Source organism: Hydrogenophaga sp., assembly GCF_041633695.1.
GTDB lineage: Bacteria > Pseudomonadota > Gammaproteobacteria > Burkholderiales > Burkholderiaceae_C > Hydrogenophaga.
The window spans coordinates 1-10,383 of sequence record NZ_JBFJMY010000133.1; the positions used below are offsets into that span (position 1 = coordinate 1).

A 10,383-nucleotide genomic window follows, 5' to 3' on the forward strand; every position below is an offset into this window, starting at 1 on the left:
ACGCCCGCTGAGGGTGACGTGGTGCAGCGCCGCGCCCACTTCGAGCGTGTAGCGGTGGGCGCCAGTGACCGTGATGTGCACGGCATGTCGGTGTTCGCCCTCGCCGATCAGCATCGGCCAGCGTGCCGGTCCGCTGGAGCGCCAGAGCGCGGCTGCGACCGGTGTGGCGCTGGCTTCAAACCACAGCGTGCCGGCCAGCGCCAGCGCCAGCGAGTCGGGCTGGGGCCGCACCAGCGCCGCAGCGCCGAAGTGATGGGCGATGAAGGCCGTGGTCGTTTCGCCAGCGGCGAAGGCCGGGTGGCTGGCCACGGCTTCGAGGAAGGCACGGTTGTGGGGCAGACCGAGCAGGCGGGTGCGTTGCAGCGCACCGATCAGGCGTCGCCGGGCTTCGTCGCGGGTGGCGCCGTGTGCAATGATCTTGGCGATCATCGGATCGTAGTGAGGGCTCACGGTCTGACCCGATGCCAGGCCGTGGTCAACGCGCACGCCTTCGCCCGTGGGCGGGCTCCAGAGCGCAACATCGCCACTTTGCGGCAGGAAGCCGTTGTACGGATCTTCGGCGTACAGGCGCACTTCGATGGCGTGCCCGTTCAAGTGCACTTGCTCCTGCGTCAGCGGCAAGTGCTCGCCACGGGCCACGGCGATCTGCCAGGCCACCAGGTCCAGTCCGGTGATGCACTCGGTCACCGGGTGTTCGACCTGCAGCCGTGTGTTCATCTCCAGAAAGTAGAAGCGCCCTTCGCTGTCGAGCAGAAACTCCACCGTGCCGGCGCCGACGTAGTTCACGGTGCGCGCAGCCGCCACCGCCGCCGCGCCCATTTGCTCGCGCAGCTGGGGCGTGACCGCCGGGGAGGGCGCTTCCTCGAACACCTTCTGGTGCCGGCGCTGGATCGAGCAGTCGCGTTCGCCCAGGTGGATGATGTGGCCGTGCAGGTCGCCAAAGACCTGGATTTCGACATGGCGCGGCTCAATCACCGCGCGCTCCAGGATGAGCTCTTCGCTGCCGAAGGCGTTGCCTGCTTCCGAGCGGGCGCTGGCCAGGGCGACCGCGAGGTCTTGCGGGCGTTCGACCAGTCGCATGCCTCGCCCGCCACCGCCCGCCGCCGCCTTGACCATGATCGGGAAACCGATCTCGGCAGCCTTCGTGAGCAGCGTGGCATCGGACTGGTCAATGCCCTGATAGCCCGGCACGCAGGGCACGCCCGCCGCCAGCATCAGGCGTTTGGCGCCGGCCTTGTTGCCCATTTTCAGGATGGCCTGCGGGTCCGGGCCGATGAACACCAGCCCGGCGTCCAGGCAAGCTTGCGCAAAGCCGTCGTTCTCGGACAGGAAGCCGTAGCCGGGGTGTACCGCGTCGGCACCGGTGCTGCGCGCCGCCGCCAGCAGCGCCGCAACGTTGAGGTAGCTCTCGCGCACCGGCGCCGGGCCGATGCACACGGCCTCGTCGGCCAGGGCAACATGCAGCGCCTGGGCATCGGCTTCGCTGTAAACGGCCACCGTGCGGTAGCCCAGCGCCTGGGCCGTGCGGATGATCCGGCAGGCGATCTCGCCGCGGTTGGCAATCAGGATTTTGGTGAAGTTCATCAGGGTTCTCACATCCGTGCCACGCCAAAAGTGTTCGAAAGCAAGGGCCTCAACCCGGCTTCCCGACACACCGCCAGGGTGGTGGCGAGCGCGCGGCGGGTGTCGCGCGGGTCGATGATGCCGTCGTCCCACAGGCGCGCGGTGGCAAACAGCGAATGCGATTCGAGGTCAAAACGTGCCAGGATCTCGCTTTTCATGGTGGCCATGGTTTCGGCGGGTGGCTCCTTGCCAGTGCGGGCAAATTTTTCTTCGGTGACGATGCGCATCACGGTGGCGGCCTGCTCGCCGCCCATCACAGCCACCCGCGCGTTGGGCCAGGCGAACACGAAGCGCGGATCGTAGGCGCGGCCGCACATGCCGTAGTTGCCGGCACCGAAGGAGGCACCTGTCATCACGGTGATTTGCGGCACGGTGGCATTGGCCACGGCCTGGATCATCTTGGCGCCATGCTTGATCATTCCGACCTGCTCCACATCCTTGCCGACCATGAAGCCGGTGGTGTTCTGCAGATAGACGATCGGGGTGCCCGACTGGCAGCACAACTGGATGAACTGGGTTGCCTTGGTGGCGCCTTGCGGATCAATGGGCCCGTTGTTGCCGATGAAGCCGCAAGGGTATCCCTCGATGGCACCATGGCCGCACACGGTGCCGGAGCCGTACAGCGGTTTGAATTCGAGGAAGTCGGAGTCGTCGATCACCCGCGCCAGCACTTCGCGCATGTCGTAGGGCTGGCGAAAGTCAACCGGCACCACGCCCGCCAGTTGCTCGACCGGATAACGCGGCTCTTTCCAGATCTTCACCGCGCGCATCGGCAAGCGGTCGTTCCACGGCAGCCGCGCCAAGATGTCGCGTGCGATGCGGATGCCGTCGGCGTCGTCCTCGGCCAGGTACTCGGCCACGCCCGACATCGAACAGTGCATCTCGGCGCCGCCCAGCTCTTCGTCGGTGGCGATCTCGCCGGTGGCGGCTTTTAGCAAGGGTGGGCCGGCCAGGAAAGCCTTTGCACGGCCGCGCACCATGATCACATAGTCGGACATGCCCGGAAGGTAGGCGCCGCCGGCAGTTGAGTGGCCGTGCATCACGCAGACCTGCGGAATGCCCCTGGCCGATAGCCGCGCCTGGTTGGCGAAGCCGCGGCCGCCTTCAATGAACACCTCGCCCACATGCATCAGGTTGGCGCCGCCGGACTCGACCAGTCGCACCACTGGCAGTTTGTTCTCCAGTGCGATGGCTTCGGCGCGCAGGCTCTTCTTCATGCCCATCGGTGTGATGGTGCCGCCCTTGATCGCGCTGTCGGAGGCGATCACCACGCAACGAATGCCCGACACCACCCCGGTGCCGCAGATGATCCCGCCCCCCAGCACGTTCTTCTCGCCGTCGTCGTCGTGCATCCTGAAGCCGGCCAGGGTCGAAAACTCCAGCCACGACGAGCCGCGGTCGAGCAGCAGCGCGATGCGCTCACGCGGCAGCAGCTGCTTGCGGGCGCGGAACTTGGCTTCTTGGCTGTTCGACGTGTTGCGCACACGGTCTTCGAGCGTGCGGAAACTGTCGATCAGCGCGAGCATCTGTGCGCGCTCGCGCAGGAAGCTCTCTGACTGCGGGTCGACTTGACTTTGAATGGCGGGCATGGGTGGTTCTCGCTGAAAGGTCGCAGTGAACGAATGGGGTCACAGGCCTGCTTACAGGTCGTAAAAACGCTCACCCTGATCGGCCATGCGGCGCAGCAGTTGCGGCGGCGCAAAGCGCGCACCGTGCCGCTCGGCCAGGGTCTCGCAGGCCTTGACAAAAGCGGCCAGCCCCAGGCTGTGGATCTGGCCGATTGGGCCGCCCAGGTAGGCCGGGAAACCCCAGCCCAGGATCGCGCCGACATCGGCATCGATGGGCGCCAGCAGCACTTTTTCTTCGAGGCAGCGCGCGGTTTCGACCGATTGGATGAACATCAGGCGTTGCTTGACCTCTTCGACCGTGGGTTGCGTGGCCGCCAGCGGGAACGCCTGCGCCAGGCCTGCCCACAGTTGCTTCTGGCCATCTTGCGGGTAGTCGTAGAAACCCTTGCCGGTCTTTTTACCCAGTCGTCCCAACTTGTCCACCATGCGGTCGCAGACGTCGTCGATGGCGCTGCGCTGGTAGGCCTTGCCGAGGTCGGCGGCGGTCTGTTTCCGGATGCGCGCCATCAATTCGAGCGAGACTTCGTCGGCCAGCGCCAGCGGCCCCACCGGCATGCCGGCCATGCGCCCGGCGTTGTCGATCAGCGCCGGCTTCACGCCTTCGGCCAGCAGCGCCAGGCCTTCGCCGACGTAGGTCGAGAACACCCGGCTGGTGTAGAAGCCGCGGCTGTCATTGACGACGATGGGCGTCTTGAGGATCGCCTTGACGAAGTCCATGGCACGGGCCAGGCATTCATCACTGGTGGCCTGGCCGCGAATGATCTCCACCAGCGGCATCTTGTCGACTGGCGAGAAGAAATGCAGGCCGATGAAATTGGCCGGACGTGCGGACGCCTCGGCCAGCCCGCTGATGGGCAGGGTGGAGGTGTTGGAGGCGAAGATGGCGCCGGGGGCGATCACCGCCTCGGCCTTGCGCGTCACGTCGGCCTTGATGGCGCGGTCTTCAAACACCGCTTCGACCACGATGTCACAGCCTGCCAGGTCGGCGAAGTCGGTGGTCGGTTTGATCAGGGTGAGCTTGGCATCACGCTCGGCCTCGGTCATGCGCTTGGCGGCCACGCGCTTGTTCCACAGGTTCTCGCTGTAGGCCTTGCCCTTGGCCGCGCTGTCGGTGCTGCTGTCGAGCAGCACCACTTCCATGCCGACCTCGGCGGCGGCGAAGGCAATGCCCGCGCCCATCATGCCAGCCCCCAGAATGCCGACCTTGCGGTAGCTGGCCTGAGGCACGCCCTTGGGCCGGGAGGCCAGCTTGCTGGCGGCGGGAATGCCAAAGAACAGCGAGTGAATCATGTTCTTGGCCTCTTTGCCGGTCGTCAGCTTGACGAACTCGCGCATCTCGACCTTGCAGCCGGTGTCGATGTCGACCTGGCAGCCGTTGTAGACGCAGTTCAAGATCGCCTCAGGTGCGGGATAGTTGCCAAAGGTCTTGGCGCGCAGCATGGCGTTGCCAGCGGTCAAAGTGTCGTAGCCCATGGGGCTTTGCACGGCGCCGCCCGGCAGCTTGAAACCCTTGCGGTCCCAGGGCTGAACAGCGGCAGCGGCACCGTCGGTCAGCAGCCACTGCTTGGCGCGGGCCAGCAGTTGGTCGGCCGGCACGACTTCATCGACCAGACCCGCTTCCAGGGCTTTTTTCGGGGCGAGCTTTTTGCCTTCGAGCAGGAAGGGCAGCGCGTTGCGCACGCCGATCATGCGCGGCAGACGCTGCGTGCCGCCTCCGCCCGGCAGTAGGCCAAGGGCCACCTCGGGCAGGCCGATGAGGGCCTTAGGGTTGTCGGCGGCAATGCGTCGGTGGCAGGCCAGCGCGACCTCGTAGCCGCCGCCAAGCGTGGTGCCGTTGAGGGCCGCGACGAAGGGCTTGCCGCTTTTCTCAATGCCGCGCATCAGGGCGTGCAACTGGGTGACAAAGTCCATCATGCCGGCCACGTCGGTGATGGCGAGCATCATGTTGAGGTCGGCACCGGCGATGAACTCGGGCTTGGAAGAGGTGACGATCACGCCCTTGACGGCAGAATCCGCTTGGGCACGCTTCACGGCGTCGGCGAAGGCGGGAATGGATTGCCCGTTGAGGACGTTCATCGGCACGTCCTGCATGGCCCAGGTGATGGTGGCGATGCCGTCGGCATCAACCTTGTAGTCAATAGTCATGGTGGTGGTCCAGGTCTGTGATGAGGATCGCGTCGTGCCGGGGCTTCAGACGCGCTCGATGATGGTGGCGGTGCCCATGCCGGCGCCCACGCACAGCGTGATCAGGCCAGTGGACAGGTTGCGCCGCTCGAGTTCGTCGAGCACGGTGCCCAGTATCATGGCGCCGGTCGCGCCCAGCGGGTGCCCCATGGCAATGGCACCGCCGTTGACGTTCATCTTGTCGTGCGGGACGTTCATCACTTCCATGAAACGCAGCACGACCGAGGCGAAGGCTTCGTTCAGTTCATATAGGTCGATGTCGCTGGCCCTCATGCCGGCGAGCTTGAGCGCCTTTTCCGCCGAGTAGGAGGGGCCGGTCAGCATGATGGTGGGTTCGCTGCCGATGGAGGCGAACGAGCGGATGCGTGCACGGGCTTTCAGGCCCAGCAGCTTGCCGGCCTCGGCGTTGCCGATCAGCACCGCGGCCGCGCCGTCAACAATGCCCGACGAGTTGCCGGCGTGGTGCACGTGCGCCATGCGCTCGATCTCCGGATAGCGCTGCATGGCCACCGCGTCGAAGCCGTATTTCTCGCCCTGCACCTTGAACGCAGGCTCCAGCTTGGCCAGCGACTCCAGCGTGGTTTCGGCGCGCATGTGTTCGTCGCGATCCAGTACGACGCAACCGTTCACGTCCTTGACGGGAACAATCGACTTGGCGAAGCGGCCTTCGGCCCATGCGAGTGCCGCGCGGCGCTGGCTTTCGACCGCGTAGCTGTCAACATCGTTGCGGCTGTGGCCGTAAAGGGTGGCAATCAGATCGGCTGAAATTCCCTGCGGCACAAAATAGGTCGGAATCGCTACCGCGGGGTCAGCCGCCCAAGCGCCGCCGCGGGTGCCCATGGGCACACGGCTCATGCTCTCGACGCCGCCGCCGATGACCAGTGGCGACTGGCCCGACATCACCTTGGCGGCGGCCATGTTGCAGGCCTCCAGGCCCGAGGCGCAAAAGCGATTGACCTGCACGCCGGCAGCGCTTTCGTGGTACCCGGCGGCAATGGCCGCAACGCGCGCGATGTTGGCGCCTTGCTCACCGGCGGGTTCGACGCAGCCGAGGATGATGTCGTCCACGAAGGCGGTGTCCAGGGTGTTGCGGTCGCGTAGTGCCTGCAGCGCGGTAATGGCCAAACTGATGGGCGTGGTGCCGTGCAGCGCACCCGAGCTGCGGCCCTTGCCGCGCGGCGTGCGCACGGCATCAAAAATGAATGTTTCGGTCATGGTGGGTTTCCTTCTTTCTGAATCTGGGGATGCGATAGGCAAGAGGGCGGAAGAGCGGCAGGCGGCTGGCAGCAGTTGCTACAGCGTGCGGCTGATGATTTCCTTCATGATTTCGTTGGCGCCACCGTAGATGCGCGCGACGCGCGCATCCGCATAGGCGCGGGCAATCGGGTACTCCCACATGTAGCCGAAGCCGCCGAACATCTGCAGGCATTGGTCGATCACCTTGCAGTGCAGGTCGGTGGTCCAGTACTTGGCCATCGCGGCGGTGGCGGCATCAAGTTGACCGTCCATCAGCAGGCCGAGCAGACGGTCGACAAAGACCTGTGCGATCTGCACCTCGGTTTTCATTTCGGCGAGCTTGAAGCGGTTGTGCTGGAAATCGATCACGCGCTGGCCGAAGGCCTTGCGATCCTTGGTGTAGGCCAGCGTCCATTCGAGCGCGGCCTCGGCGCCCGCCACCGCGCCGATGGCGATCTGCATGCGCTCCCAGGCCAGTTCCTGCATCAGCAGGAAAAAGCCCTTGCCATCCCCGCCGAGGATGTTGCTGGCCGGCACGCGCACGTCTTCGAAGAAGAGTTCCGAGGTGTCCTGCGCCTTCATGCCGATTTTTTCGAGATTGCGCCCGCGCGTGAAGCCGGGGCGATTGGTCTCGACCAGCACCAGCGAGGTTCCCTTGGCGCCTTGCGTCGGGTCGGTCTTGGCGACAACGATCACCAGGTCGGCGTTCTGGCCATTGGTGATGAAGGTCTTTTGACCATTGATCACCAGTTCGTCGCCGTCACGGACCGCGCTGGTGCGCACGCTTTGCAGGTCGCTTCCTGCGCCCGGCTCGGTCATGGCGATGGCGCCAATCACCTCGCCGGTGGCCATTTTCGGCAGCCAGCTGTGCTTTTGCTCCTCGGTGCCGTAGGCCAGGATGTAAGGTGCCACGATGTCGGAGTGCAGGCCGAAGCCGATCCCGCTCGTGCCAGCGCGCGCGACTTCCTCGATCAGCACGGCACTGTGCAGGCGCGTGCCGCCACCGCCGCCGTATTGCTCGGGTATGGCGGGGCACAGCAGGCCCGCGGCGCCGGCCTTGCGCCAGACGGCGCGCGGCACGATGCCATAGGTTTCCCAGCCAGCGTGATGGGGGATGACCTCTTCTTCCAGAAAGCGGCGGGCCTGGTCCCGGAAGAGTTCGTGTTCTTCACCGAAGAGGGTGCGGTTGAGCATGGGCCTGTCCTTGAAGTTAGATTGAGATTGACACTGGCATGGCCGACGGCTGCGAAGAGTGGCTCGTCCACGCGGGACGGCGCCGGAAGCACCCAGCACGCGATGGATAAGACCATCAACCAAACGCTTGTTAGATGATATAGTATATGGCATGACGAAGAAGCAAGACAACCCACTCCCGCGCAGAGATGCGATCCTGGCGGCTGCGGCGAGTCGGTTCCGGCGACAGGGTTTCGAGCGCACCTCGGTGCGCGAGATTGCCCAGGCCATGGGCATGACTTCGGGTTCGATCTTCTACCACTTCGCCACCAAGGAGGAACTGCTGGTGGCGATCATGGAGGAGGGCGTTCGCGACATCATGCAGTCGGTGCGCGACGGGCTGGCTGGCGAGACGCGCCTGCCCGAGCGGCTGCTGTCGATGGTGCGCAGCCACCTGAAAGCTTTGCTGGGTACGAGGTTCGACGCCATGACCGTGCTGCTCTACGAGTGGCGCAGCCTTTCGCCGGCCGCGCAGACCCGGGTGATGGCAACGCGCGATGCCTACGAGGCCTTGTGGATGGTGCCGATCAGCGAGGCTGCGGCGCAGGGCTTGGTCGACACCGATGCCGTGCTGGTGCGCCAGACGGTGCTCGGCGCCCTCAACTGGACGGCGCAGTGGTACCGGCCTGGCGGGCGTCTGGACGTCGATGCGTTGGCGCAGCGCATGTACACGATGCTGTTTCCTCGTGTGGTCGCATCCGATGTGCAAGGTGCGGCATGCGCAAGTAGGTCGAAGGCTATCGGTACCCCTTCGGAGAGCCCGGGAGCAGGGCCGTCCGAAACAGTACCTTCTTTGAATTGAAAGCTAAACAGGAGAAAAGCAGCTATGAAATCGACCATGATGCAAGTGCCGCTCTCGCTCAATCATTTCCTGGAGCGGGCCAAGCTGTACCACCCGAAGGTGGAGATCGTATCGAGGATGCCCGACAAGTCCCTGCATCGCCATACCTACGCCGACTTCCACCGTCGGGCCAAGGGTCTGGCCGAGGCGCTGGTCAAGGCCGGCATCCAGCCCGGTGACCGGGTCGCAACCCTGATGTGGAACCATTACGCCCACCTCGAGTGCTACTTCGGCATTCCGGCGGCCGGCGCGGTGATGCATAACCTCAACTTGCGCCTGTTCCCGCACGACATTGCGTTCACCGTCAACCACGCCAAGGACCGTTTCCTGATCGTCGACGATGTTTTGCTGCCGTTGCTGGCGCAGTTCGCCAAGGATGTCAACTTCGAGCGCATCATTGTGGTGCCGCTGACAGGCAAGCCGGTGCCGCAGGGGTACGAGGACTATGAAGGCTTCATCGGTGGAGCGACTGATGACTTCAGATGTGTTGAAGTCGATGAAAACGCGCCCTGCGGCATGTGCTACACCTCGGGCACCACGGGCAGCCCCAAGGGTGTCGTCTATTCGCACCGCTCCACCGTGCTGCACACGCTCGTGGCGGCACTGCCAGGGGGGATCAACGTGTCGGGTACTGACACAGTGCTGCCGGTGGTGCCAATGTTCCACGCCAACGCATGGGGTTTGCCATTCGTCTCAACCTTCGTCGGTGCCAAGCAGGTGTTTCCCGGCCCGCACCTCGACTCAGAATCGCTGCTCGACTTGTACCAGCGCGAGCGGGTCACCGTCACCGGTGGTGTGCCCACCATCTGGTTGTCGCTGCTGCAGACGCTGCGCGCAAACCCGGGCAAGTACGACCTGGTGCCTGGCATGCGCATGATGGTGGGCGGCTCTGCGGCACCCGAATCCTTGTTCCGTGGTTTCGATGAGTTTGGTCTTGAAGTCGGCACTGCTTGGGGCATGACCGAGACTTCGCCGCTGGGTACCGTGTCCTCGCTCAAACCTTCCATGCGGGCACTGCCCAAGGAAGAGCAATATGCCTTCCGTATCAAGCAGGGCATGGCCGCGCCATTGGTTGAGATTCGGCTGGTCGGCGACAACGGTGAAGTACCGTGGGATGGGCGGTCGGTCGGCGAGATTCAGGTGCGTGGGCCATGGATTACCGGCTCTTATCACGATCTGCCCATCAACGAAAGCAGCTTTACTGCCGATGGCTGGCTGCGCACAGGTGATGTCGGCTGCATCGACTCCGAGGGTTTCCTGCAGTTGACCGATCGCACCAAGGATTTGATCAAGTCGGGCGGCGAATGGATTAGTTCGGTCGATCTGGAAAACGCCGTGATGGGGCATCCGGCGGTACTGGAGGCATCTGTGATCGCGGTGCCGCACCCGCGCTGGGCCGAGCGGCCGCTGGCGGTGATTGTGCTACGCCCGGGCATGAGCGCCACAGGAGACGAGATTCGCGACCATCTGGCCATGACCTTTGCCAAGTGGCAGTTGCCTGAGGGTTTTGCCTTTGTGAGGGAAATTCCGCGTACCTCGACCGGCAAGTTCCTCAAGACCAAGCTGCGGGAGATGTACAAGGACTGGAAATGGGAGTGAACCGTGATTGAACGGGCCGGATTCGGCTCCGTTCTTGTC

At 64.6% G+C, this 10,383-nt stretch carries 7 protein-coding genes; 2 read left to right on the forward strand and 5 right to left on the reverse strand.

Translation table 11 applies throughout. The features are described 5' to 3' along the window. From ABYB95_RS10235 to ABYB95_RS10255, 5 genes are all read right to left on the reverse strand, one after another. Positions 1 to 1,584: acetyl/propionyl/methylcrotonyl-CoA carboxylase subunit alpha (locus ABYB95_RS10235; RefSeq protein ID WP_372658393.1), on the reverse strand; the 1,584-nt coding region annotated here is incomplete at its 3' end. Between the two features lie 8 nt (positions 1,585 to 1,592). After that, positions 1,593 to 3,212, reverse strand: coding sequence for an acyl-CoA carboxylase subunit beta (locus tag ABYB95_RS10240; RefSeq protein ID WP_008905374.1), 1,620 nt, complete (start codon positions 3,210 to 3,212; stop codon positions 1,593 to 1,595). A 51-nt stretch (positions 3,213 to 3,263) separates the two neighbouring features. Continuing rightward, positions 3,264 to 5,396, reverse strand: a complete 2,133-nt coding sequence (locus ABYB95_RS10245) for a 3-hydroxyacyl-CoA dehydrogenase NAD-binding domain-containing protein (RefSeq protein WP_372658394.1) — start codon at positions 5,394 to 5,396, stop codon at positions 3,264 to 3,266. 45 nt (positions 5,397 to 5,441) lie between these two features. Beyond that, positions 5,442 to 6,650, reverse strand: coding sequence for an acetyl-CoA C-acetyltransferase (locus tag ABYB95_RS10250; protein WP_372658395.1), 1,209 nt, complete (start codon positions 6,648 to 6,650; stop codon positions 5,442 to 5,444). 78 nt (positions 6,651 to 6,728) lie between these two features. Beyond that, positions 6,729 to 7,865 (reverse strand): acyl-CoA dehydrogenase family protein, encoded by a 1,137-nt coding sequence (locus tag ABYB95_RS10255; RefSeq protein ID WP_372658397.1) that lies wholly within the window; start codon positions 7,863 to 7,865, stop codon positions 6,729 to 6,731. 151 nt (positions 7,866 to 8,016) lie between these two features. Between ABYB95_RS10255 and ABYB95_RS10260 the strand changes: the two genes are divergently transcribed. Both ABYB95_RS10260 and ABYB95_RS10265 read left to right on the forward strand, forming a co-directional pair. Continuing rightward, entirely contained in the window at positions 8,017 to 8,706 is a 690-nt protein-coding gene (locus ABYB95_RS10260) for a TetR/AcrR family transcriptional regulator (RefSeq protein WP_008905378.1), read from the forward strand. 24 nt (positions 8,707 to 8,730) lie between these two features. Then, a complete protein-coding gene (locus tag ABYB95_RS10265) occupies positions 8,731 to 10,344 on the forward strand; it encodes a long-chain fatty acid--CoA ligase (protein WP_372658396.1) in 1,614 nt (537 codons plus the stop codon). Positions 10,345 to 10,383: the final 39 nt, after the last annotated feature.

Excerpts from the sequence above, each read along its gene's own strand:
- ABYB95_RS10250 (WP_372658395.1), bottom strand. The coding sequence starts at position 6,650 with ATGACCGAAACATTCATTTTTGATGCCGTGCGCACGCCGCGCGGCAAG.
- ABYB95_RS10260 (WP_008905378.1), top strand. The coding sequence starts at position 8,017 with ATGACGAAGAAGCAAGACAACCCACTCCCGCGCAGAGATGCGATCCTG.
- ABYB95_RS10245 (WP_372658394.1), bottom strand. The coding sequence starts at position 5,396 with ATGACTATTGACTACAAGGTTGATGCCGACGGCATCGCCACCATCACC.
- ABYB95_RS10240 (WP_008905374.1), bottom strand. The coding sequence starts at position 3,212 with ATGCCCGCCATTCAAAGTCAAGTCGACCCGCAGTCAGAGAGCTTCCTG.
- ABYB95_RS10255 (WP_372658397.1), bottom strand. The coding sequence starts at position 7,865 with ATGCTCAACCGCACCCTCTTCGGTGAAGAACACGAACTCTTCCGGGAC.
- ABYB95_RS10265 (WP_372658396.1), top strand. The coding sequence starts at position 8,731 with ATGAAATCGACCATGATGCAAGTGCCGCTCTCGCTCAATCATTTCCTG.